We start from the raw sequence: 24,245 nt of genomic DNA on the forward strand, positions 1-24,245 counted from the left end.
GATGAAATCGATAACCAAACGGGGCCTTTTCGGCCTTTTCAGCGGCGCGGCCTTGAGCCTAGCCAGTCTCTCCGGCGTGGTCTTTGCCCAAGACGCCTATCCCGACCGGCCGATCACCATGCTGGTGGGTTACGGCGCCGGCGGCCAGACCGATCTGGTCGCCCGCGCGGCCGCTCAGGTCATGTCCGACCATCTCGGCCAGCCGATCAATATCGTCAACAAGCCGGGCGCAGGCGGAGCGGTCGCCGCGCGCGAGCTGACCAAGGCCAAGCCCGATGGCTATACCATGTTGTTCCAGTCGAACTCGGTGGTCAACACCGCGCCATTCATCATGGAGGGCATCAACTTCACCTCGGATGATTTCGAATATGCCGGCATGATCACCGCCTATCAGGTCGGCATGGCCGCCCGCAAGGACAGCCCCTACGACAATCTCACCGAATATCTGGCATGGGCCAAGGAAAATCCGGGCTCCAGCTTCGGCGCGCTGAGCCCCGAAGCGCGGCTCTACATCGAGGCGCTGAGCAAGCAGAATGATATCGACGTCAATATCGTGCCGCTGCAAAGCGGCAGCGAGATGATCAATGCGCTGCTCGGCAACCAGGTGGCGGCGGCGTTTTCCGGCGGCATCCACTATCGCTATCCGGAAGAGCTGAAGACGATCTCGGCGCTCACCACCTTCCGCCACCCGTCCGCGCCGAATGTTCCGACCATCGATGAGGAGGGCTATCCGATGGCGATGGATTCGCGCACGACCCTGTTCCTGCCCAAGGGAACGCCCCGCGCGATCCTCGAGCGTCTCGCCGAGGCGCTTTCCTTCGCCGAAACCGATGAGAGCTTCCAGAAGATCACTGCTGCTGCCGATATCCCGATCAAGTTCCTGGGTGTCGATGAGGCGTATCAGGAAATACACTCTTCCTACGACAAGAACAGGCAGATCATCGAGACCGCCAAGAAGGCGGCGCAATAGCAGGCCGCCTGCCAGACGAAATCGCGTCGCGCGATCGCGCGGCGCTCCTCTCCCAAGACCGGAAATCCGTTATGTTTCAGCCACTCAAGGGCGTCAGGGTCATCGATTTGAGCCAGGTTCTGGCCGGCCCCTATGCCACCTATCAACTGGCCCTGATGGGCGCCGAAGTCATCAAGATCGAAAAGCCCGGCGAGGGTGACTGGACGCGCATCGGCGGCCTGCTGCCGGAGCTCACAGCGCGGCGCATGGCCTCGAGCTACCTGACCCAGAATGCCGACAAGAAATCCGTGACGCTCGATCTGAAAAACCCGAAGGGTCTTGAGATCGCGAAGAAGCTGATCGCGGGCGCGGATGTCTTCGTGGAGAATTTCAAGCCCGGCGTCGCCGAGCGGCTGGGCCTCGGCTTCGAGGCCGTGAAGGCGATCAAGCCGGATATCGTCTATTGCTCGATCTCCGCCTATGGCCAGAACGGACCGTGGAGCGCCAGGCCCGCCTATGACCACGTCATCCAGGGCATGTGCGGCATCATGCTGACCACCGGCAAGCCGGGCAACGGCCCGACCAAGGTCGGCGCGCCCTATATCGATTTCGCAACCGGCATGAATGCCGCGCAGGCGATCATGGCCGGGCTGCTGGAGGTCGCCCGCACCGGCAAGGCCGTCGAGGTTGACGTCGCCATGCTCGATACCGCGCTGATGCTGATGGCCTCGCTGATGACCCAGCACATGACCGCCGGATGGATGCCGACCCAGAGCGGTAACGAGGCCTGGAGCGCCAGCCCCTCCTCGGGCGCATTCGAGACAAAGGATGGCGTGCTGATGCTGGCCGCCAACAATGCGCCGCAGTTCATGAGGCTCTGCAAGGCGATCGACCGCGATGATATTCTCGCCGATCAGCGCTGGAACACGCCCGCCGCCGTCAAGGAGAATGCGGCCTCATTGCGCGAAACGCTGAACGTCACTTTCCTCACGCGTACGGCGGATGAATGGGAGGCCCTGCTGGCAAAAGTCGATGTTCCCGCCGCCAGGGTGCGCAGTCTCGACGAAACCCTTTCGGAAGCGCATATTGCCGCGCGCGGCCTGCTTTCCGAATTCCGGATCGAAGGCCATGCCGGGCCGATACATGTACCCTCGATGAGTTTCCGCGCCAATGGCGAGGCGGTGACCGCGCATGCGCCGCCCCCCGAACTCGGCGCCGATACCGCGGACGTGCTGCAGGAGATCGGCCTTTCGGACGGCGAGATCGACGACTTGCGCGGCGCCGGCGTTATCTGAACGAGGCGCACCGTGATGAGGTGAAAGTGAGGACATGACAATGGACGCAAACGATTGGCCGGGACAGGCCGGCGCCGTCAACACCGTCCGGTTTGACATAAAGGACCGGGACGCGCGCCTGCCGCTCGTCTGCCGTTTTCCCGCCGAAGGACAGGCGAAGGGCATCGTCATTTTCTGCCATGGCCTCGGCGGCCATGGCGGAGATCATGTCGAACTTTCCACGTTTCTGGCAAGCCATGGCTATCTCGTCATCCATCCGACCTTTGCCGATGGCGTCGCCGCGCTCGAAGCTGTGGCGCGCGAGCTCGGCTTCGCGCCCGATGGTCCGGAAGTTTCAAAGTGGATCATCTTTCCGCCGCTGAGAGACCGGATGTTCCAGATTCTGCTTACGCCGCACTACTGGATGGAGCGGATCCGGATTGTCACCGCCATCATGGACAATCTGGCGGAAATCCGGGAGAAAACCATCGGTGCATCGTCCACGCCCCTGCCCACCGCCATCGCCGGCCATTCCTTCGGCGCCTATACCTCGCAGTTGCTCGCTGGCGCGGAAATCGACATGCCGGGCGAAGGCCCGCGCAGCTTCCGGGATCCGCGGTTTGCGGCCGCCGTGCTGTTGAGCGGCCAGGGCCGCGGCCAGCAGGGCCTGCGCGAGGGCTCCTGGGCCGCGATGGACGGGCCCGTGCTGACGGTGACCGGCACCCTGGACGGCGGCGCCAAGGGGCAGGACTGGAACTGGAAGACCGAGCCGTTTCATCATGCGCCCGCCGGCGACAAATATCTCGCCGTGTTGCATGAGGCCGATCATTTTCTCGGCGGCATGACCGATAACGACCCGACCCCCGGCCACCCCGACCAGCGCGAAGCGGTCTCCATGCTGACCCTCGCCTTCCTTGATGCCCATCTTGTGGATGACGAAAATGCGCGGGCATGGCTCACCGCGCTTGAAGACCGCATCGCCGACTGGCCCGCGCAGATATCGCGCAAGTAGCGCTTTTCCGCGGCCCGGGAGGCGCGTCTGCCGGCGAGGGCGCTTGCGTCAAACGCCATTTTGCGCATTCTTGCAGGCCAGATCCAAGGGAGGCAGGGATGAGCATTATCGACGACCCAACCGGCGTCTATGTCGGCCGCGTCTGGCTTGCGGAAGTAAACGGACCCGCAATCGTAACGGTGCGCGATGGCGCGCTCTTCGACATAACCGACAGAGCGGCGCCGACGGTGCGCGACATTTGCGAGATGGCGGACCCTGTCGCCTATGTCCGCAACGCTGAAGGCCGGTTGCTCGGTCCGCTCGATGACATTGCAGCGGCGCGTCCCGGCGATCCGGTCCACCTGCTGAGCCCCTGTGACCTGCAGGCCATCAAGGCGTGCGGCGTCACCTTTGCGCGCTCCATGGTCGAGCGCGTGATCGAGGAGAAGGCCGCCGGCGACCCCGCGAAGGCGGAAACCATCCGCGCTCGCATCGGCGAGAAGATCGGCGACAGCCTGAAAAACCTGGAGGCTGGCTCCAGGGCTGCGGCCCGGGTCAAAGAGGCTTTGATCGAGGAAGGATTGTGGAGCCAGTATCTCGAGGTCGGCATCGGCCCGGATGCGGAGGTGTTCTCGAAGGCGCAGGTTTTGTCCTCGGTCGGACCCGGCGCGGATGTGGGCCTTCATCCGGTCTCGAAATGGAACAATCCGGAGCCCGAAATTGTTCTCGCTGTATCTTCGACGGGCCGCATCGTCGGCGCCACGCTCGGCAATGACGTCAATCTGCGCGATGTTGAAGGCCGCTCCGCCCTGCTGTTGGGCAAGGCGAAGGATAATAATGCCTCGGCGGCGATCGGGCCGATGATCCGGCTGTTCGATGATCGCTTCAAGCTCGACGATGTGCGCCGGGCAGAGCTGACGCTGACGGTAGAGGGCGAGGACGGCTACACCATGACAGGGCATTCATCGATGTCGGAGATAAGCCGCGACCCGGAAATGCTCGTCGCCCAGACCATCGGCACGCATCATCAATATCCCGACGGCTTCATGCTTTACCTCGGCACGCTGTTTGCGCCCACCGAGGACCGGGACGTGAAGGGTGAAGGCTTCACCCACAAGATCGGCGACAGGGTTACGATCGAAGCCGCGGGACTTGGCCGGCTCACCAACACCGTGCGCCTCTCGACGTCATGCCCGCCGTGGACTTTCGGCATTCGTGCGCTGATGACCAATCTCGGCGAACGCGACCTCATCTGAATGGAGACATCTATGACTTTCGAACCACATGGCCGGCACCTGGTCGGCGGCGAATGGAAAGAAACCGCCAAACGCTTCAGCTTACAGCCGGTGACGGGCAAGCCGCTCGACTATTTCGAAGCCGATGAGGCGCTGGTGGATGAGGCTGCCAAGGCCGCCGAGGCCGCGTTCTGGGACTATGGCTACACGTCGCGCAGGACCCGTGCGGAATTTCTGAACAAGGTCGCCGACGAGATCGAGAAACGCGGCAGCGACATCACCGCGATCGCCGTGGCGGAAACCGGCTTGCCGGAAGCCCGCCTCGAAGGCGAGCGCGGCCGCACGACGGGCCAGCTCCGCTTGTTCGCGCGTCACATCATGGACGGCGACTATCTCGATCGCAGGCATGATGCCGCCAATCCCGAGGCGACCCCGCCCACGCCGGATCTGAAACTCATCCAGCGGCCGATCGGTCCCGTGGCCGTGTTCGGCGCGTCGAATTTCCCGCTGGCGTTTTCAACGGCCGGCGGCGATACCGCTTCCGCACTTGCCGCCGGTTGCCCGGTGGTGGTCAAAGGCCACCCCGCCCACCCGGGAACGGGCGAGATCGTGGCCGAGGCGATTGCCGCGGCGGCGGAGAAATGCGGCATTCACCCCGGCGTGTTCTCCCTGCTTCAGGGCGCCTCGCATGAGGCCGGCACGATGCTCGTCACCCATCCGCTGATCAAGGCCGTCGGCTTCACCGGGTCGCTTGCCGGCGGCAAGGCCCTGTTCGATCTCTGCGCCCGTCGCGATGAGCCGATCCCGTTCTTCGGCGAGCTCGGCTCGGTCAATCCGAACTTCCTGCTGCCGGACGCGCTCGCCAATCGCGGCAGCGAGATCGCCAAGGGCTGGGCCGGCTCGCTGACCATGGGCGTCGGCCAGTTCTGCACCAATCCGGGCCTGATGGTGACGCTGGCGGGCCCCGAGGCCGACCGTTTCGCCGAAGAGGCTGCCGAGGAGCTCGGCCGGGTCGGGGCGGCGACGATGCTGACCGACGGCATTGCCGAGGCCTTTCGCAAGGGCAGCGATGCGGTTGCCCATGCATCCGGGGTCGAGACGCTGGTCAAGATGGAGGCGCATGAGCGAAATGCGGCGCCGGCGCTCTACAAGGTTTCCGCGGCAGCGTTCATCGAAAACCCGGCGCTTTCCCACGAGGTGTTCGGCCCGCTCGGCATCGTTGTAGTGGCGTCGAACGCCCAGGAGATGCGTGCGGTTGCCGAGCGACTGGAGGGACAGCTGACCTGCACGCTGCACATGGATCATGATGACGCCGAGTTCGCCGGCTCGCTGCTGCCGGTGCTGGAGCGCAAGGCCGGCCGGCTGCTCGCCAACGGGTTTTCGACCGGGGTCGCCGTTGCCGATGCCATGGTCCATGGCGGGCCCTACCCGGCGACCACCAATTTCGGCGGAACCTCGGTCGGCACCATGGCGATACGTCGCTTCCTGCGGCCGGTCTGCTATCAGAACATGCCGACGGCGCTGCTGCCGGAGGATTTGCGGCATACGGGCTAAGGCCCTTCAGGGCTCTAACGAAAAACCGGTGCCGCCGCAGCTGCATCCGGGGCGGCGTTCGCGCCGCCCAAGGGCGGCTGAAGCACTCCGGTCAGCTTCTGCCGCCACAACTCCGCGACATTGGAAATGCGGTAATGCGGCGCGGCCGTAACCTTCGGCAGCGTCTCGCGCCAAGCGTCGAGCCGGTCGATAATCGCATCGATGTCGCCGGTGTCGACGCATTGGCTCTCACCGCCCAGAATTTCCATATTGACCGCCAGCCCCTCATCCGCGAGCACCGGCGTGCCGACCGCATTCGCCTCGGCAAGCTGCAGGGCGAAGGGTTCGAAAAACCGCGTCTGCGGATAGAAGACGCAAAGCGACCGGCGCATTCGGTCAATCATCTCGTCATGGTCGAGCCGCCCCAGGAAGGCGACGCCGGCCGGCGGCGCGCCATCTGGCCAGATCTTGTTGCCGTCTTCGGCGATATCGAGCTTCAGCTCGGGGCGCTGCTGGCGGAGCAATTCGAACTTGGCGAGAACCTCCGAAATGCCCCTGAGCGGCGCGCCGGGAAAGAACAGCCGGTTCACGTCGCGCGGCGTGTCATCGGGTGCGAGATGGTCATCGACCGGGTTGTAGATCGTCGTGATCTTCGGCAGCCTCTCGTTTTCCGCGCTCAGGAATTCGCGCACGTGACGCGCATGCGCATGAGAGACGCAGACGATCTCGATTCCGGCGTCGGCAAGCGCTTCGCCCATGCGGCGGTTGTGCCGTCCCGGGTTCGAATGGAGCCTGAGAAAAATCGGGGCGTGCGCGTTGAGTTTGCGCGCCTTCAGAGCGGATTTCCAAGAGCTGACCACCGCGATCGCCTGAACGCCGGCGAGATCGTCCGCCTTCAGCGAGCCGAGCGGCCGGTAGAAGCCGCAGACGTCGCGGTCGATATCGGTGCGGCCGTTCTGGTAGAAGTGAAACCGGAAATTTCTGCCATGGGCTTTCGCAACGCGCATGGCGATCGATTCGGCGCCGCTGAGCACCCCGGCTTCCAGCGAGCCGAGCGTGTAGGGTGTAAGGCAATAAGGATCTATAACAGCAATGGCGGAGGACATTAGAGTGCCTCCTTTCTTTGTTCGTTTTGAAGGATTTTCACGGACCATAGGAACCGCCCGGCCGCGAACTGCTTCTTTTGGCCCGATGGCAATTCTGACATCGGGCCCTCCTCGTTTGTCATTTACCTGAACTGTTTAGAAAAGGCGCGCATTAAACTGGTTACAAATCGTCTAAAATTACGTTGAAAACGAGGACGCCGCGCATAAAGTATCGCCGGACCCGACCATGATGATTGCAGTTGCCGCCATCATTCGGCCATAATTGCAGTGGCAGCGAGCATTTCACCACAGTCGCCCTGCCGGAAGGTTTTGGAAAGATGAACGCGCACACGAAAAGCTGTCTGGCCCAGAAGCTCTCGCATTATGCCGAACTCGATGAGGCTTCGCTTGAGAGCATCGCCCGCTTCGAACGCGAGGAAAAGGATTTCGCCAAGAATGACGAAGTCTACCAGGAGGGCGACCAGAATATTCACCTCTATGTGGTTAAGAAGGGATGGCTCTACAGCTATGCCGACCTCAAGGACGGCCGCCGGCAGATCGTGGAGATACATCATCCGGGCGATATCGTCGGGTTTCCCGATATCGCCTTCACCGAACGCACGACGGTGCTGAGGGCCGCCGAAGACGTGCGGCTCTGCCCGTTTCCGAAAAAGGACCTCGATGAGGTGTTCAAGCGCGCGCCGCAGCTTGCCGCGCTGCTGTTTGCGCTTGCGGTGCGCAACCAGGTGATCATGATCGATTTCCTGCGCGCCATCGGTCGCATGAGCGCGCGCGAACGAATCGCCTATCTGCTGCTCGACCTCCAGGCCCGGCTGCGCATCACCAACACGACGATGACCACGACCTTCCGCCTGCCGCTCAACCAGACCGAGATTTCAGACGTCCTGGGGCTCACCAATGTCTATGTCAGCCGCAGTTTCACCGCGCTAGAAAAGGACGGCCTGATCCGCCGCTCCAATGGCTCGGTGGAAATTCTCGAGGAGGACCGGATGAAGCGCATCTGCGACTTCTCCGACCGCCACACCAATCTCGACACATCCTGGTTTCCCGACGGAACGCCCGTCGAGGCCTGAATATGTCGAATCCCTTTGTTTTCAGCCTGTTAGGGCAAATTAACTGAAATTCAGTTAATTTGCTCTGCGAGGAAGGGTTTCACGACGGTTCCGCAACCGCCTCGAGCGTCAGCGAACGGCTTCCCATTTCCTGGGAGCGGCCGGCGAGGTCGAGAACCTGCTGCAGTTCCGCGCCGCGCAGGAAGGTCGGCTCGGCCGGCGCCTCGCCACGGATCGCGGCGATGAAGCGCTGGTAGATCGTCGGGACCGGCGGGCAGTCGATATCGCTCCACTCCTCCTTGGCAAGCGCATCCGGGCCGATGGCCGCGCGCAAACGGCTCTCATTGCGCTCGAAAAGCACCTGCAACCCGCCCTTGTCGCCGTAAATCCTGAGGCGAAGATCATTGTGGTGGCCGGAGGCGAAGCGCGACGCGGTGACCGTGCCGATCGCGCCGTTTGCGAGGTCCATATGCATGACGAAGCTGTCATTGGCGTCGAGCGTATATTCGCCGATCCTGTCGCCCTCCGCCTTGTGGAACACGGCGGTGCGGCAGGAGACTGAATGCGGCGCGGAGCCGGCGGCAAAGGTGGCGAAATCGACGATATGGATGCCGACATCGCCGAGCGCGCCCTTGGAGCCATGCGCGGTGGAAAGCCGCCACAGCCAGCCGGGCTCGGTGCGCCAGTCGCCCCAGACGTCCTGTGTCAGCCAGCTCTGCAGATAGGAGGCCTCGAAATGGCGCACCGCGCCGATCTCGCCGGCGGCGATCATGTCCGCCGCCTTCTGCAGCGCGGCGACATTGCGGTAGCTGAGATTGATCATGTTGACGATGCCCGCTGCCTCGGCGGCAGACGCCATCTCGGAGGCAAAGGCGTAATCGGTGCTGAGCGGCTTCTCGCACAGCACATGCTTGCCGGCGGCGATCAGCGGCATGGTCGTGGCATAGTGCAGGCCGTCGGGCGTCACCACCGAGGCGGCGTCGAAATCGCATTGCTCGATCGCGTCGGCAAGCGTGGCGTAGCGGCCTTCGATCCCGTGTTTGTCGCAGAAGGCGGCGAGCACATCGGCGCGCGGATCGACGCCCGCCACCACGCTCACGCCATCCATCTCGGCAAAGGCTTCGGCATGAACGCGCGCCATGCCGCCGGTGCCGACAATCAGCACCCGTACCGGTTTCTTCGTCTTCGTCATCGGGCTGTCTCCGTGGTCAGCGAAAACCGTCTTCGCCGGGATTGTGCAGGCGGGCGCCGCGCTCGGTGATCTTCTCGGGCGCCTCGTCGACGGGCACGTTGGGGGCGGCGGTCGGATCGGCGATCCGGCGGGCCGGGTTATGGGCCCAGCGCACGGCATTGGCGATCACGCGCTGGACATTGGCGTCGTGATAGGTCGGATAGGTCTCGTGGCCGGGGCGGAAGTAGAACACACTGCCCGCGCCGCGCTTGTAGGTGAGGCCGGAGCGGAACACCTCGCCGCCCTGGAACCAGCTCACGAACACGGTCTCCAGCGGTTCCGGCACGCCGAAGGGCTCGCCATACATCTCCTCGTTTTCAAGCTCGAACATCGGGCCGACGCCTTCGGCGATCGGGTGGTTGGCCGAGGTCACCCAAAGCCGCTCGCGCTCGCCGGCTTCGCGCCAGGTGAGATTGCAGGCCGTGCCCATCAGCCGCTTGAACGGCTTGGAAAAATGCGCCGAATGCAGGAAGATCATGCCCATCCCGCTCCAGACCGCCTCGCAGACGCGCTCGGCAACCGCGTCGGAAACGTCGCCATGGGCGGCATGGCCCCACCACAGCAAGACGTCGGTTGCGGCGAGCCGCTCTTCCGTCAGGCCGTGCTCGGGGTCCTGCAGAACGGCGGTGTCCGCCTTGATGCCGTCATTGCGGTTGAGGCTTTCGGCGATGGCGGTATGCATGCCGCCGGGATAGAGTTCGGCCACGGTCTCGTTGGTCTGCTCGTGGACGTTTTCGCCCCAAACAAGGGTTCTGATGGTCATGTCTGATATCCATTTTTCCGGATTGGCGCGGCGCGGGACGCGTTGCGGTCGGGCTTAGCCTTCTTCGCCGAAACGGTCGGCGACGAGCGCCTCGATGGCATCGAGCGCCGCTTCCGCCTCGGCGCCCGCGGCTGAGACAACAATAGTGCTGTTGATGCCGGCGGCAAGCATCATCAGCCCCATAATCGACGTGCCGCCCACGCGCATGCCGTCCTTGGCGACGGCGACGGAGGCATCGAATTTTTCGACGGTCTGGACGAACTTCGCCGAAGCGCGCGCATGCAGCCCCCTTTTGTTGAGAATGGTGAGGCGGCGTGTAACGGTTTCCATATGGCCTGCTAGTTCCCGCTCAGCACACGGCTTGCAACATTGATATAGCGCCGGCCGGCATCCTCCGCCTCGGCAAGCGCCTTTGCCATGTCGTTTTCCTGGCGCACGGCCACAAGCTTGATCAGCATCGGCAGGTTGACGCCGGCGATCACCTCGGTGGTGCCGCTGTTCATGACGGAAATCGCGAGGTTTGAGGGGGTTCCGCCGAACATGTCGGTCAGGATAATGACGCCGTGGCCGGCATCGACCTTGCCGACGGCGGCAACGATATCGTCGCGGCGGCGGTCCATGTCGTCTTCCGGGCCGATCGAAATCGTCTCGATGGCATCCTGGGGCCCAACAACATGTTCGACCGCCAGACGGAATTCCTCCGCCAGGCCGCCATGGGTCACAAGAACCAGTCCGATCATTCACCAAGCTCCTTCTCGGGGCGATAACGTTCGCATCTTGTCGAAGCGGGCGCGAAGTGCAAGCCAAAACGGCGAAATCACACATGAAAACAGTCGCGCTCGAAGAGGCGCGATCAGTATTCCGCCAGCCGCGGGCGCGCGGCAAGGCCCTGCTCGAGGCCGGGACAAAGTGCCGCAAGCGCCGAAAACGGATCGGGCGAAGGCCACACGAGGCGCGCGAGCGGCAGCGTCAGACCGGCAACAAGATCGAGCCGCTCGCCGGTCGCCGGCAGCCGCTCGGCCGTGGCCGGATCGACGGGCAGAAGCGCGAAATCGAGCACCGCCTCCGGCAGATGGTCGATCGGCACAAGGCCGGTCCCGCGGATTTCGATAAGGCCCGCAGTCGCCGGCGGCGCGGCCGCCACCGCCCTGCCGTTCAGCGCCGAGACCAGCACCTGGTCATCGGCGACGAGGCTTGCGTAAAGACCGTGCAGCCGTCCGGCCCGGATCAGCGAAAGCGCCAGCGCGCTTTTGCCGCCCCCTGACGGACCGGTGATCAGGATGCCGGTCGCGCCGAGCACGATTGCGGTTGCATGCAGATTGACCGCTTCGGTCATGACGCCTTGCCAGTGGCCGCCGGCAGGGTGAGGGTGAAGCGCGCGCCCTTGATTTCGCCGGTTTCCGCATCGGCGACGTTTTCCGCCGTCAGCGTGCCGCCATGGGCCTCGGCGATCTGGCGCGATATCGACAGGCCGAGACCGGAATTCTGGCCGAAGGCCTCGCCGTCGGGCCGGTCGGTGTAGAACCGCTCGAAGACGCGCTCCAGCGCGTCGGGACGGATGCCGGGGCCATTATCCGTGACCGTTACGATGATCTGCGCCCTTGTGCGGGTCAGCGCCACGTCGACGCGGCCTGTCTTTTCCGGGACGAAGGAGCGGGCGTTTTCGATAAGATTGGTGACGATCTGGCCGATGCGCAGGTCATGGCCGTAGGTCTCGAACGCGCTCTTGCCGTGATTGCCGGGATGGGCGGTGAAGCCGATCGTCACCTGCTTGTGTCGCTTGCTGGTCTCGCGCGAGATTTTCACCAGATCAGTGAGCAGGGTTTCGACATCGAAGCGCTTGGCGTCCTCGCGCGCAAGCTCGGCGTCGAGCCTGGAGGCATCCGAGATATCGCTGATCAGCCGGTCGAGACGGCGCACATCATGCTGGATGATCTCGGTGAGCCGGGCCTTGGATTCCTCGGTTTTCGCCAGCGGCAGGGTTTCCACGGCGCTGCGCAGCGAGGTCAGAGGGTTTTTCAGCTCATGGGCGACGTCGGCCGCGAAACTGTCGATCGCGTCGATCCGGTCGTAAAGCGCCGTGGTCATCTCGCGAAGCGTCGTCGAGAGGTGGCCGATCTCGTCCTGGCGGGCGGAGAAATCCGGAATTTCCTCGCGCTCGCGCGGGCCGCCGCGGCGCACCCTCACGGCGGCTTCCGACAGCCGGCGCAGCGGGCTTGCGATCGTCGAGGACAGCATGAAGGACAGGATCATCGTCACCAACGCGGTGACCCCGAAGACGCGGATGATCGCGATCCGCTCGGCATGGACGATCTCGTCGATATCGCCGGCCTGGGTGGACAGAAGCAGCACGCCGAGCACCGCGCGGAAACGCTGGATCGGCACGGCGACGGAGACAATCAGCTTGCCCTTGTCGGTGACGCGCACGACCGCCGACCGTTGGGCATCAAGCGCCTTGACGACCTCCGGATAGATCGAGCCGTCGCCGCCCGGCGCCTCCTCGTAGCGCGGCAGGTTGCCGGGCTGCAGGAACCGGTTCATGAGATTGCCGAGCTTGTCGCCGATGCTTTCGGTATCATCCTGGCTGGCGGCGGGCAGGTCGTAACGCAGCACCTGGCCGCGCGAATAGAGATAGCGCGAATCGAGGATCAGATTGGCGTCGGGATCGAAGATCCGCGCCCGCGTCCTTGTCGGCGAAATCAGCCGTCTGAGGATCGGCGCCACTTTTTCGGGGTTGAGCGGAAAGCGCAGATCCTCGTCGCTGGCGGTCGGCCGGGCGCTTTCGCCGGCCTGCAGTTCCAGAAGCTTCTGCGGGTCGATCGTCATCGTGTCGGTCTCGACCGAGGCCGAGGAGGCGATCGCGCCGGCGATGATCTCGCCCTGGGTCAGCAGGCTTTCGACGCGCGCGTCGATCAGGCCCTCGCGGAACTGGTTGAGGTAGAGAATGCCGCCGACCAGGAAAAACAGCGCCAGAAGGTTGAAGAACAGGATGCGCCAGTTGAGGCTCGAAAACACGGTCGAGGCCAGCACCCAGCGCATGACGGCGAAGGGCTTTCGCCAGCGCCGGGCCGGTTTGGCTGTTTTCTTGGCTGTGTCCGTCACGCTACGTCCTGGCTACCCGGCGCGGCCGCTCTCGGTGGTGCGCCGGTCGTCGTCTTGAAAATCAGGCCGCCTCGCGGAAGCGATAGCCGACGCCGTAGAGCGTCTCTATCATATCGAAGTCGTTATCGACCATCTTGAACTTCTTGCGCAGGCGCTTGATGTGGCTGTCGATGGTGCGGTCGTCGACATAGACCTGATCGTCATAGGCGGCATCCATCAGCGCATCGCGGCTCTTGACCACGCCCGGGCGCTGGGCGAGCGATTGCAGGATCAGGAATTCGGTGACGGTCAGCGTCACCGGGCCGCCCTTCCAGGTGCAGGTGTGGCGCTCGCGGTCCATCACCAGCGGCCCGCGCTCCAGCGGACGGTTGGCCTCGCCGTCTGTCGGCTTGACGCCGTTGGCGGCGGCCTCGCGGGCGGCGACCCGGCGCAGAACTGCGCGCACGCGCTCCACCAGCAGGCGCTGCGAGAACGGCTTGGTAATGAAATCGTCGGCGCCCATCTTCAGGCCGAACAGCTCGTCGATCTCTTCATCCTTCGAGGTCAGAAAGATCACCGGCATATCGGATTTCTGGCGCAGGCGGCGCAGCAGTTCCATCCCGTCCATGCGCGGCATCTTGATGTCGAAGATCGCAAGCTGCGGGGGGTTGGCCTGGAGCCCGGTCAGCGCGGTCGCGCCATCGGTATAGGTGTCGACGCGGTACCCCTCCGATTCGAGCGCGATCGACACCGAGGTCAAAATGTTGCGGTCGTCATCGACCAGAGCGATCGTCTGCATGGGAACTCCCTGTCAGCATCTGTTTTTGGAAGGGCCGCCGCAGAGCGGACCAACTCTCTGTTTCTAGCATTTCTTGGAAAAAAACTGGAACAAATTGTGGCAAGGCCGCCCGCTCCGCGCTGACGCCGCGTTTTAAAACGAGCCGCGGACCAACTCGGATGAGCAGTTAAGATCATGAGAAAGCAGGATAAATTTCATAACACTGTCATGTGTGGATTTTCTTTAATCGATTAAATAACTGATTTCATTAGATTTTGCGACATCCCCGGTTGTCGGATGCGAATTAATTTAATATGTTTTTAAAAAATTGAATTTCTCTTGAAAGGCGAGAACATGGCGGAGCATGGAATCTACAATCGCAGCTTTCCGGTCGAGAGCGCGGGTCTGAAAGACCTGAAATCGGTCTATTACAACCTCCTTCCGGCCGAACTCTGCGAGGAATCGATCCGTCGTGGAGAAGCGGTTCTGACGGCCGGTGGCGCCTTGCGCGCGCTTACCGGCCAGCACACCGGCCGCTCGGCCAAGGACAAGTTCGTGGTCTCAGACGACGCCACGCGCGACCAGATTTGGTGGGACAACAACAAGCCGATGTCGCCGGAGCATTTCGCGCTTCTGAAGGCCGACATGCTGGCCCATGCCGCCGGCAAGGATCTGTTCGTCCAGGACCTGATCGGCGGTGCGGACGAGGCCAACCGCCTGCCGACGCGGGTGATCACCGAATATGCCTGGCACGCCCAGTTCATCCGCAATTTGCTGATCCGCCCGGATCGCGATCAGGTCGAGGATTTCGAGGCGAAGCTGACGATCATCAACCTGCCGTCGTTTTCGGCCGATCCGAAACGCTATGGCTGCCGCACCGAAACCGTGATCGCCTGCGATCTCGTCAACGGTCTCGTGCTGATCGGCGGCACCTCCTATGCCGGCGAGATGAAGAAGTCGGTGTTCACCGTGCTCAACTACCTGCTGCCGGAACGCGGCGTGATGCCGATGCACTGCTCGGCCAATGTCGGCCCGGATGGCGATGCCGCCGTGTTCTTCGGCCTGTCGGGCACCGGCAAGACCACGCTTTCGGCCGATCCGGCGCGCACGCTGGTCGGCGATGACGAGCATGGCTGGGGCAAGGATGGCCTGTTCAATTTCGAGGGCGGCTGCTACGCCAAGACCATCCGGCTTTCGGCGGAGGCCGAGCCGGAGATCTATGCCACCACCAAGCGGTTCGGCACGGTCCTGGAAAACGTCGTGCTCGATGCCGACCGCGAGCCCGATTTCGACGATGGCTCGCTGACCGAGAACACCCGCTGCGCCTATCCGCTGGATTACATCCCCAACGCCTCGCGCACAGGTCTCGCGCCGCATCCCAAGACCGTCATCATGCTGACGGCGGATGCCTTCGGCGTGCTGCCGCCGATTGCGAAACTCAGCCCCGAACAGGCGATGTACCACTTCCTGTCGGGCTACACCGCCAAGGTGGCGGGCACCGAAAAGGGCGTGACCGAGCCGGAAGCGACGTTTTCGACCTGTTTCGGCGCGCCGTTCATGCCGCGTCACCCGACCGAATACGGCAATCTCTTAAAGGCGCTGATCGCCAAACACGGCGTCCAGTGCTGGCTGGTCAATACCGGCTGGACCGGCGGCGCCTATGGCACCGGCAGCCGGATGCCGATCCGCCAGACCCGCGCGATGCTGGCCGAAGCGCTGTCGGGCCGTCTCGCCGGCGCCGAGTTCCGCACCGATGCCAATTTCGGCTTCGAGGTGCCGGTCGCGGTGCCGGGCGTCGATGCCGCCATCCTCAACCCGCGCGGCACCTGGTCGAACCCGACCGCCTACGACGCGCAGGCAAAGAAGCTGGTCGCCATGTTCGTCGCCAACTTCGCCAAGTTCGAGGACCATGTGGACGCCGGCGTCAAGGCGGCTTCCCCGGGCGTGCTGGCCGCGGCCTGAGAAACAGGCGAGACCTTAAAGGGTGCGCGATACCCGGACGGCGAAGGTCGTCCGGGTATTCGGGCTGCTGCAGCATTTCCAAATGCGAGGTGTTGGCGGGGATGGCCCTCTCCTCTCAGGGGTCATGCTCGGACTTGATCCGAGCATCCAGGCGACTTAAGTCATTGAATCTCAGTGGACTTATTGCGAATCCTTGCCGGGTTGCCTGGACCCTCGGGTCTAGCCCGAGGGTGACGCCGAGTTTAAGGACAGGTTTGTTAACAGACTGGATACAAGGACACTGAGGTCGTCCGGGTATTTTTGTTTTCCGCGAGCAACCAGCTACCACGACAGCTCCACATGCGGGCGTCCGTCCGAGGTCTTTGCCGGCGAGCGGCCGGTTTCGTTGATGGTGCAGTTGATCCGGCGGCGAAAGGCCGAGAAGCTCTCGAAGGTGACGACATCGATCGCCTCGTCGAATTTCATCGTCAGCCGGTAGTAGCCGGGCCTGTTCTGCATGGCCTGCACGGAGATCACCTCGGCGGTGAAGGGATGGCCGAGATAGGTTCCGCTGACGCGCGCGCCGAGCATCCATGGATTGAGCGGCGGCCGGTTGCCGACCCTTGCATGCAGCGTGTTCCAGTCGCGAAAACCGTATTGCGCGGCAACCAGTTCCAGCGCGCGGGAGTGGCTGATGGTCTGGCCTTCCTGGGCCAGCCGAGAACGCAGGCGTTTCGCCTGATCCTTGAGCGTCTCAAGGGATGGCAGTGGTGTATGAGACATTGCGAAGTCTTTCCTTCGCATTCGCTTTTATGGTGTTCCGGTGCCCGCATTGCCTGAAACGCGAATGCGCAAGGTTTGAAAAACTCGCTCATCGGTTCAACGGGCACTTCACCATGGGCTTCAATAAACCCGCGGGCGGCCGGCGACCCTTGCCGTTCCTGCTCGGTACGCCGGTTTTTTCTCCGCGTCAAGCAAGGCCCGCGGCCTTGAAGGGCAGGGTGGAGCGTGAGATAACGCCATCCATGGCCTCAAGCGATCTCATCATCAACGACCGGATCACCATTTTCGGCTGGGAGCTGACCGAGCAGTTCGTGCTGTCGGGCGGGCCCGGCGGGCAGAACGTCAACAAGGTCGCGACCGGCGTGCAACTGTTCTTTCCGCTCACGGCCTCGCCCTCGCTCTCGGACACGGTCAAGCGCAACGCCGCGCGCATCGCCGGCCGCAAACTCTCCAAGGAGGGCGTGCTGATGATCGAGGCCAACCGGTTCCGATCCCAGGAGCGCAACCGCGAGGATGCCCGCGAGCGGTTGAAGGAGCTGATCCTCGCCGCCGCCGCCCCGCCGCCGCCAAGACGCCGCAAGACCCGACCCACCAAGGGCTCGATCGAGCGCCGGCTGAAGGCCAAGACCGGACGCGGCGCCATCAAGAAGATGCGCGGCAAGCCCGCGCCGGACGAGTGAGAGCGATGAACGACCTGCCCGAAGGCTTCCGCTATCTGCCGGATTATCTCGATCGCGCCGCCCAGGAGGCGCTGGTCGGCGAAATCCGCGCCGTGGTCGCGGACGCCCCGCTCTATGTGCCGACCATGCCGCGCACCGGCAAGCCGATGTCGGTGAGGATGACCAATTGCGGCGCGCTCGGCTGGGTCACCGACAAGCAGCGCGGCTACCGCTACCAGGAAACCCATCCGGTGACCGGCAGGCCGTGGCCGCCGATGCCGGCGAGCCTTCTGAACCTCTGGGATACGCTTGCCGATTACGAGCGTCCGCCCGAGGCCTGCCTCGTCAATTTCTACGACGAGAGCGCCAAGATGGGCCTGCATCAGGACAGCGACGAGGCCGATTTCAACGCGCCCGTGCTCTCGGTCTCGCTCGGCGATACCTGCTTGTTCCGCGTCGGAGGGACCGAGCGGGGCGGCAAGACGGTGTCGCTGAAGCTCAAGAGCGGCGATATCGTCCTGCTTGCCGGCAAGAGCCGCCTCGCCTTCCACGGCGTCACCCGCACCTATCCCGGCACCTCGACGCTTCTGAAGAATGGCGGCCGGATCAATCTGACACTGCGGCGGGTGACGGCGTAGCGCGTCTACCTGTCACCGCACACAAAAAAGCCGGCGGGCATGACCCGCCGGCGCGCCTTGGGAGGCTGTGTTCACACCGCGCTTGTGGGACTTAACCCGCGGCGGTTCTGGATGAGCGCCGCGATCACCACCGGCGACATTACCGCAAGGCCGATCGCCAGCAGTTCCAGATCGCCGATCCCGGCGATCGCTTCGCCCGGCAGCGCGATCAGGATCGCGCCGATCAGCAGCGGCAGCCTGAGGACCCAGGCATAGGGGCTGTCGCGGAACACCGGACCGATGCCCATGATATAGCCCTGGATGCCGCCCGCGAACATCCATACCCCGAACAGCGCCAACATCAGCGAGACCACGATATTGCCCCAGCTTCCGTGGCCGATCAGCGCCGGATCGAACACGAAGAAGAACGGGATGAAATAGACGATGCTGCCGATCTTCATCGCCTCGAAGCCGGTACGCATCGGCGGCGTGTTGGCGACCGATGCGGCGGCAAACGCGCCGAGCGCCACCGGCGGGGTGATGAAGGACAGCATGCCCCAGTAGAAGATGAACAGGTGCGAGGCCAGCGGATCGAGCCCGACCTGGATCAGCGCCGGCGCCAGCATCACCGCGAGGAAGATGTAGCACGCCGTCGCCGTCATGCCGGTTCCGAGCACGAGGCTCGTCAGCGCGCCCATGATCAGGAGCAGCAGGGGGCTGTCGCCGGCAATCGACAACAGGTCGTTGACGAGCGTGCCGGCAAGGCCGGTCATCGAAAGCCCGCCGACGATCATGCCGACGGCGGCAAGGGTTGCGGCGAGCGTTGCGAACAGTCGGCCAAGCGAATCGATGAAATGCAGCAGTTCCTTTTTGCCCCAGCGATCGGTCTTCGAGACGATCTGGTTGATCACCAGTAGCGCGGCGGTGGCATAGAAGGGCGCATATTGCTCGTTCTGCATCACCAGCAGCATGAAGGTCAAAAGCCCGAAGGCGAAGACATGGTGCCAGCCTTCCTTGAGAGTCTGTTTCAGCTTCGGCAGTTCCTCGACCGGAATGCCCTTCAGCCCGTCACGCGCGGCGCGCGCGTCGATCTGGATGAACAGGCCCATGAAATAGAGGAAGGCGGGGATCGCGGCAGACACCGCGATCGTGGCGTAGGGCACCTGCAGGAAATCCGCCATGACGAAGGCGGCGGCCCCCATGACGGGCGGCATAAGAACGCCGCCCGTCGAGGCGCAGGTCTCGATCCCGGCCGCCATCGTGCCCTTCATGCCGACCCTGCGCATGGCCGGAATGGTCATGACGCCGGTGGTCAGCACATTGGTGACGACGCTGCCCGAAAGCGAGCCCATCAGCCCGCTCGAAAGGATCGCGACCTTGGCCGGTCCGCCGCGGACGTGACCGAGAAGCGCGAAGGCGAGATTGATGAAGAACCGGCCCGCGCCGGTATGTTCCAGTGCTGCGCCGAACACGACGAAGCCGAACACGAGATTGGCGAACGCCTTCAGCGGAATGCCGAGCATGCTTTCAAGGCTCATCGCGTGATAGGCGGCGACATAGGAAAACGGCGATGAGAACGCCGAGATCGGCCCCGGCATACGGTCGGCAAACAGCGGATAGGCCGAGAAGAACAGCACGATCAGACCGAGGATCAGCCCGCCCGCGCGCCTGCCGGCGTCGAGCATGAGCACCCACAGGATCGCGCTGAAGATCACCGCCGTTTGAGGCGGCGACATTTCCCAGCCGAGCAGCACGATGTCATAGGAATGGATGACGAAATAAGCGAGCGTGCCGACGGTGATCGCAGCAAGCGCCCAGTCGATGATGCCCGGACCCTTGGCGGTGTTGCCGCCGAAGCCGGGAATCAGCAGAAACACCATCGGGATGGCAAGCGCCAGCACGAGATAGAAATACTGGTTTTCGAGGATCGTGAAACCGAAATGCGATCCGAGATTAAACGTCTGGTTGGTGCCGAGCACGAGGAGGATCAGGGTAAAGACCCTGACCGCCCATCGCGCCGGACCGGGGAGATGGCGAGTCGGCGTAGACTCGCCGTCATGATAGATCTTTTCCGGTTCGGACATTCTTATTCTCTTACCTGAAATAAGCCGGGAAGCCCGCTGCTTCCAGCGCATCGGCGCGCACCTGCATCCACTTCTCGGCAAAACCGTCGCCGCTTTCGCCTTCCATCGTGGCCCAGGCATCCTGCAGCACCTTGCCGCGGGCGACGAGGTCATCATTGTGCTTCTGGATCTCGTCCGTCCAGACGCCGGCCTCCTTGTAGTATTCGATGGCGCCGGCATTATACGGCACGACCCAGTCGAACACCTGGCGGTCTGCCGCCCAGCCCGAGGTTCCCGACTGCATCTTGGAATAGACCGGGGCCTGCAGGTCGATCGCTTTGGTGACGTTGTAGACCAGGTCTTCAGGTGCTGTGTAGGTGATCAGCGCCGGATAGGGCACGCCCGCGCATTCCAGCGGATGGTCCTCGTCGATATGGACGCCGACGGTGGCCTTGCGCTGGGTGAAGTGCGGGTTGACGGCCTGCAGGCGCTCCCACCCTTCCTTGTCGGAGAAGGGCAGCGGCAGCCATTTCAGGCCCTGCGGCGAGGCCGCCGCCTGTTCCAGCACGCCGCTGCCGGAGGTCACCGCCGTCATCGCGTCAATCTGGCCGCTGGTGAACGCCTGCCAGGCGCCGCCATAGCTCGGCTGATCGACAAGCTCGACATCATCGACGGTAAGGCCGCCAAAGGCCAGAAACGCCCGGACATTGGACTGAAGCGAGGGCGAACTGACCACCCAGCCGATCTTCTTGCCCTTCAGGTCCTGGATCGAATTGATGTCGCCATTCTCGGCAACGCCCATGGCCACGCCATTATCGGCGCCCGCGAGATCCACGGCTGTCAGTTTCTGCGGCCCGAGTTCGGGCGCGGCATAGCTCAGCACACCCTCGAAAGCATAGAAGGCATCGCTCCCGGCCAGCGCGAACGGTACACGGCCCTCGCGCGCCGGCGCAATGCGCGAAAGGTCGGTGGAGGCCGGCAGCACGCGCAGCGAAATGCCATAGGCATCTTCCAGCGCCTTGCCGACCGCTATCGACTGGTTATAGCCAAGACTGCCGGTGTCGAAGCTGGTCCACACCAGCGTTTTCGGCAGCGTTACGGTATCATCAGCGGCGACCGCGCCTCCCGCCACCAGGCAGAGTGCACCGAGCGCCATGCGCGCAAATAATCTCATTGGTCTTTCCTCCTCGTCATTTTGGCTGACTCCTTGGCATGGCCAGCGCAATCGCGGCCTTTCTGCCGTCCCGCGCCGAAACTAGGATGACTTGCGTTTCCGGGATATTTCAATCCAGATGCGTTTCGCTAGACGAAATAGGTGCCGCGATATGTGCCGGAGACGATGATACCCTGGCGGCAGAAAAAAAGCGGCCCTGAAAGCCGCTGACAGTTGTAGACTTGAGGTTAAGAACGCAGACGCTTGTTGCGAGAGGCTTCGGCCTAAAGCTCCCCATCATATCTGCATCAGCTCCAATCACTTTGATGCAAGCCACGCCTCCTCGCCGTCGTGGAAGGCGGCGAGGGCTTCGGGGCGGTCGTCGCCCAGCAGGTCCTGGTTGACTGTGATGCCGCGGCTGCCCTGGAGATAGGACAGGAAGCAGTAGCTCGGGCGATAGCTCTCGAGCTTGTCCCAGTCGATCGGCAGCGCCTCGCGCGGGTTTACCGCGCTCATCACGTCGCGCTCGAACAGCACTTCGAAACTCATGATCTTCCAGCGTCCATTCTCGCGCACGCAACGCGAGAAGAAACGGCAGAAGACGTGGAAATCGACAGCGGTGTCTTCCAGCTTCGCGCGGTTGAAGATCATCGCCGGGCTTTCCACGGTCGCCCGGTCGCCATTGATGCGGGCGAAGGCGGGAAACACCCAGTGCTTGCCGCCGCGCACCTTCTGCATGAAGGCGCGGGTGGAATCGACATAGGCGGCCCCGCCCTTGCCGTCATACCAGCTGGTGCGCACATAGGCATCGTCGTGAAAACACTCGCGCATCACATCGAAGCGCCCCTGGTCGCGGGCGAAGCGCTCCCGCCGCACCAGGTCGAAAAGTTCCTCGCGCTCCAGCATCTCCAGCAGGCGCTGTTCGGTTTCGGGTTGCATATTGTCCTCCGCGTTAGTGCATCGGTCAGGCCGTAAAGCCGACAAGCGCCTTGGTTTCCAGATATTCCTCGAAGCCGGCAAGGCCGAATTCACGGCCATTGCCGGATTGTTTGTAGCCGCCGAAGGGCAGCGACCGGTCGAAGGGCGCGCCATTATAGTAGACCCGGCCGGCGCGGATGCGATTGGCGATCTTGCGCGCCCGCTCGGGATCGGGCGACTGCACGAAGCCCGCAAGGCCGAAGGGCGTGTCGTTGGCGATCGCGACCGCCTCGTCCTCGCTTTCATAGAACATCATCGACAGCACCGGGCCAAAGATCTCCTCGCGTGCAATCCGCATGTCGGGCGTGACGTCGGCGAATACGGTCGGCCGCACGAAATAGCCGGCATTGGCAAAGGCCGGGCGACCGGGCCCGCCGGCGACCAGCGTCGCGCCCTCTGCGATGCCGGCGGCGATCAGCGTCTGCACCTTGTCGAACTGGGACTGGCTCACCAGCGGGCCCATCGTGGTCTTCGGGTCCATCGGATCGCCGAGCACGATCGTTTCGATCGCGCCGCGGGCGGCCGCGATCGCCTCCTCGCGGTGGCCGCGCGGCACCAGCATGCGGGTCGGCGACTGGCAGTTCTGGCCGGCATTGGTGTTGCAGGCGTGGACGCCGGCGGCGACGGCCTTCGCCATGTCGGCATCCGGCAGGATGATGTTGGCGGACTTGCCGCCAAGCTCCTGCGCCACGCGCTTGATCGTATCGGCGGCAAGTTTTGCCACGCGGATGCCCGCGCCGGCCGAACCGGTGATCGAGACCATGTCGACCTCCGGATGGCTCGCGATCGCCTCGCCGACGGTCGGGCCGTCGCCCTGGACGAGGTTGAACACGCCGGCGGGGAGGCCCGCGGCATCGATGATTTCGGCAAGCGCCCTCGCGCTCAGCGGCGCGATCTCGCTCGGCTTCAGCACCATGGTGCAGCCGGTGGCGAGCGCCGGTGCGATCTTGGAGGCCATCTGGTTCAGCGGCCAGTTCCACGGCGTGATCATGCCGCAGACGCCGATCGGCTCGCGCCTAATGATGCCGGTCGGCTCTGCGCGCTCGAATTCGTAAGCTTCCAGAACCCGGATCGCCTCTTCGAAGTGAAACAGCGCCACCGTCGCCTGCCGCTCGGTGGAAAAGGTGATCGGCACGCCCATTTCCATCGTCATCAACCGGGCAAGTTCCGGCAGTCGCGCCCGGAAGCCGTCGACGATGCGGCGGAGCGCCTCCAGCCGTTCCTCGCGGGTGGTCGTGGACCAGGCGTCGAAGGCGCGGCGCGCGGCGGTAACGGCGCGATCGACATCAGCGGCGGAGCCGAGCGCGACCCGGCCGATCTGGCGCTCGTCGGCCGGGTTGATGATTGCCATCTCGCGCGCGCCGTCAGGTTTCACCCAGGTCCCGTCGATATAGAATTCAAGCGCGTCCATGATCCCTCCCTCGCTCGGCTGCAGCGACTTTAGCCGCAACCGCCCGGGCCGCAATCGGGGCGCTGCCGCATTTCGTCTGCCGAAATGAGGGCCGCGCGCTTTTGCCTGGCGTTGCGCGGCTATCTAGAACATCATCTCATAAAAGGAGGACCGCATGCGGCGCTATTTCGAGGATTTCGAGGTCGGCGAGACCTGGACCAGCAAGACCACTTCCCTGTCGGAGGCCGATATCATCCGCTTTGCCGGCGAATATGATCCGCAGCCGATGCATACCGATCCGGAAGCCGCGGCCAAGGGCCGGTTCGGCTCGCTGATCGCCAGCGGCTGGCAGCTTGCGGCGCTGTCCATGCGTCTTTTCGTGGAGGAGGGCGGCTATGGTGAAACGCCGATGGTGGGCCTCGGCATCGACGAATTGCGCTGGCGCAGGCCGGTCAAGCCCGGCGATCAGCTGACCGTAACCCGAGAGGTGGTGGAAACCACCAGGCACGAAAAACGTCCCGAATACGGCCGCATCCGCACCAAAGTGACGATGACCAACCAGGATGGCGAGACAGTGATGACCTACACGTCTCTGGGTCAGGTGCCCGCGCGCAATGCCGGGTAAGTCTTCCGGCTGACGAAACGCGATGGCGGCAGGGGATGCGCCG

At 63.6% G+C, this 24,245-nt stretch carries 23 protein-coding genes; 10 read left to right on the forward strand and 13 right to left on the reverse strand.

The annotated features are described in order from the left end of the window. Nucleotide 1 precedes the first annotated feature (1 nt). From V6765_RS15050 to V6765_RS15070, 5 genes are all read left to right on the forward strand, one after another. Nucleotides 2–970 (forward strand): Bug family tripartite tricarboxylate transporter substrate binding protein, encoded by a 969-nt coding sequence (locus tag V6765_RS15050; protein WP_448430171.1) that lies wholly within the window; start codon nucleotides 2–4, stop codon nucleotides 968–970. Between the two features lie 71 nt (nucleotides 971–1,041). Continuing rightward, the gene (locus V6765_RS15055) at nucleotides 1,042–2,244 is read left to right on the forward strand and encodes a CaiB/BaiF CoA transferase family protein (protein ID WP_448430173.1); all 1,203 of its coding nucleotides are present in this window, start codon (nucleotides 1,042–1,044) and stop codon (nucleotides 2,242–2,244) included. Nucleotides 2,245–2,284: 40 nt separating this feature from the next. Continuing rightward, a complete protein-coding gene (locus tag V6765_RS15060; protein WP_448430175.1) occupies nucleotides 2,285–3,235 on the forward strand; it encodes an alpha/beta hydrolase family protein in 951 nt (316 codons plus the stop codon). Nucleotides 3,236–3,333: 98 nt separating this feature from the next. Continuing rightward, nucleotides 3,334–4,470 carry a fumarylacetoacetate hydrolase family protein gene (locus V6765_RS15065; protein ID WP_448430177.1) on the forward strand — a complete coding sequence of 379 codons (1,137 nt, stop codon included), beginning with the start codon at nucleotides 3,334–3,336 and terminating at the stop codon, nucleotides 4,468–4,470. A gap of 12 nt (nucleotides 4,471–4,482) precedes the next feature. Beyond that, nucleotides 4,483–6,003, forward strand: a complete 1,521-nt coding sequence (locus tag V6765_RS15070) for an aldehyde dehydrogenase (NADP(+)) (protein ID WP_448430179.1) — start codon at nucleotides 4,483–4,485, stop codon at nucleotides 6,001–6,003. Between the two features lie 14 nt (nucleotides 6,004–6,017). Here V6765_RS15070 and V6765_RS15075 read toward each other — a convergent pair whose 3' ends face one another. Continuing rightward, entirely contained in the window at nucleotides 6,018–7,088 is a 1,071-nt protein-coding gene (locus tag V6765_RS15075; protein WP_448430181.1) for a glycosyltransferase, read from the reverse strand. Nucleotides 7,089–7,405: 317 nt separating this feature from the next. Here V6765_RS15075 and V6765_RS15080 point away from each other — a divergent pair, with 317 nt between their 5' ends. Further along, nucleotides 7,406–8,161, forward strand: a complete 756-nt coding sequence (locus V6765_RS15080) for a Crp/Fnr family transcriptional regulator (protein ID WP_448430183.1) — start codon at nucleotides 7,406–7,408, stop codon at nucleotides 8,159–8,161. Nucleotides 8,162–8,240: 79 nt separating this feature from the next. Here the strand turns inward: V6765_RS15080 and V6765_RS15085 are convergent, their stop codons facing one another. The 7 genes from V6765_RS15085 to V6765_RS15115 form a co-directional block, all read right to left on the reverse strand. Beyond that, a complete protein-coding gene (locus V6765_RS15085; RefSeq protein WP_448430185.1) occupies nucleotides 8,241–9,332 on the reverse strand; it encodes a Gfo/Idh/MocA family protein in 1,092 nt (363 codons plus the stop codon). 16 nt (nucleotides 9,333–9,348) lie between these two features. Continuing rightward, nucleotides 9,349–10,134, reverse strand: coding sequence for a ThuA domain-containing protein (locus V6765_RS15090; RefSeq protein ID WP_448430187.1), 786 nt, complete (start codon nucleotides 10,132–10,134; stop codon nucleotides 9,349–9,351). A 54-nt stretch (nucleotides 10,135–10,188) separates the two neighbouring features. After that, nucleotides 10,189–10,464: an HPr family phosphocarrier protein gene (locus tag V6765_RS15095; RefSeq protein ID WP_230721536.1), complete on the reverse strand. Its 276-nt coding sequence runs from the start codon at nucleotides 10,462–10,464 to the stop codon at nucleotides 10,189–10,191. Between the two features lie 8 nt (nucleotides 10,465–10,472). Beyond that, nucleotides 10,473–10,874: a PTS sugar transporter subunit IIA gene (locus V6765_RS15100; RefSeq protein ID WP_448430189.1), complete on the reverse strand. Its 402-nt coding sequence runs from the start codon at nucleotides 10,872–10,874 to the stop codon at nucleotides 10,473–10,475. Nucleotides 10,875–10,987: 113 nt separating this feature from the next. Next, entirely contained in the window at nucleotides 10,988–11,470 is a 483-nt protein-coding gene (locus tag V6765_RS15105; RefSeq protein WP_448430191.1) for an HPr kinase/phosphorylase, read from the reverse strand. Then, complete coding sequence (locus V6765_RS15110; RefSeq protein ID WP_448430916.1) at nucleotides 11,467–13,173, reverse strand: stimulus-sensing domain-containing protein; 1,707 nt, start codon at nucleotides 13,171–13,173, stop codon at nucleotides 11,467–11,469. The genes V6765_RS15105 and V6765_RS15110 overlap by 4 nt, the downstream gene beginning before the upstream one ends. Before the next feature lie 124 nt (nucleotides 13,174–13,297). Continuing rightward, nucleotides 13,298–14,014: a response regulator transcription factor gene (locus V6765_RS15115; RefSeq protein WP_448430193.1), complete on the reverse strand. Its 717-nt coding sequence runs from the start codon at nucleotides 14,012–14,014 to the stop codon at nucleotides 13,298–13,300. A gap of 333 nt (nucleotides 14,015–14,347) precedes the next feature. Between V6765_RS15115 and V6765_RS15120 the strand changes: the two genes are divergently transcribed. Then, nucleotides 14,348–15,955, forward strand: coding sequence for a phosphoenolpyruvate carboxykinase (locus tag V6765_RS15120; RefSeq protein WP_448430195.1), 1,608 nt, complete (start codon nucleotides 14,348–14,350; stop codon nucleotides 15,953–15,955). Nucleotides 15,956–16,276: 321 nt separating this feature from the next. Here the strand turns inward: V6765_RS15120 and V6765_RS15125 are convergent, their stop codons facing one another. Beyond that, nucleotides 16,277–16,717, reverse strand: a complete 441-nt coding sequence (locus V6765_RS15125) for a glyoxalase superfamily protein (RefSeq protein ID WP_448430197.1) — start codon at nucleotides 16,715–16,717, stop codon at nucleotides 16,277–16,279. Nucleotides 16,718–16,959: 242 nt separating this feature from the next. Between V6765_RS15125 and arfB the strand changes: the two genes are divergently transcribed. Together arfB and V6765_RS15135 are read left to right on the forward strand one after the other, a co-directional pair. Continuing rightward, entirely contained in the window at nucleotides 16,960–17,397 is a 438-nt protein-coding gene (gene arfB, locus V6765_RS15130; protein WP_448430199.1) for an alternative ribosome rescue aminoacyl-tRNA hydrolase ArfB, read from the forward strand. A 5-nt stretch (nucleotides 17,398–17,402) separates the two neighbouring features. After that, the gene (locus V6765_RS15135) at nucleotides 17,403–18,014 is read left to right on the forward strand and encodes an alpha-ketoglutarate-dependent dioxygenase AlkB family protein (RefSeq protein WP_448430201.1); all 612 of its coding nucleotides are present in this window, start codon (nucleotides 17,403–17,405) and stop codon (nucleotides 18,012–18,014) included. Nucleotides 18,015–18,085: 71 nt separating this feature from the next. Here the strand turns inward: V6765_RS15135 and V6765_RS15140 are convergent, their stop codons facing one another. The 4 genes from V6765_RS15140 to V6765_RS15155 all read right to left on the reverse strand — a co-directional run bounded on the left by V6765_RS15140 (nucleotide 18,086) and on the right by V6765_RS15155 (nucleotide 23,598). After that, nucleotides 18,086–20,077 carry a TRAP transporter permease gene (locus tag V6765_RS15140; protein WP_448430203.1) on the reverse strand — a complete coding sequence of 664 codons (1,992 nt, stop codon included), beginning with the start codon at nucleotides 20,075–20,077 and terminating at the stop codon, nucleotides 18,086–18,088. 10 nt (nucleotides 20,078–20,087) lie between these two features. Next, nucleotides 20,088–21,230 (reverse strand): TAXI family TRAP transporter solute-binding subunit, encoded by a 1,143-nt coding sequence (locus V6765_RS15145; RefSeq protein ID WP_448430205.1) that lies wholly within the window; start codon nucleotides 21,228–21,230, stop codon nucleotides 20,088–20,090. Between the two features lie 297 nt (nucleotides 21,231–21,527). Beyond that, a complete protein-coding gene (locus V6765_RS15150) occupies nucleotides 21,528–22,148 on the reverse strand; it encodes a nuclear transport factor 2 family protein (RefSeq protein WP_448430207.1) in 621 nt (206 codons plus the stop codon). Between the two features lie 25 nt (nucleotides 22,149–22,173). Then, nucleotides 22,174–23,598: an aldehyde dehydrogenase family protein gene (locus V6765_RS15155; RefSeq protein ID WP_448430209.1), complete on the reverse strand. Its 1,425-nt coding sequence runs from the start codon at nucleotides 23,596–23,598 to the stop codon at nucleotides 22,174–22,176. Nucleotides 23,599–23,752: 154 nt separating this feature from the next. Between V6765_RS15155 and V6765_RS15160 the strand changes: the two genes are divergently transcribed. Continuing rightward, entirely contained in the window at nucleotides 23,753–24,202 is a 450-nt protein-coding gene (locus V6765_RS15160) for a MaoC family dehydratase (protein WP_448430211.1), read from the forward strand. Nucleotides 24,203–24,245: the final 43 nt, after the last annotated feature.

Source organism: Martelella sp. FOR1707 (assembly GCF_053484265.1).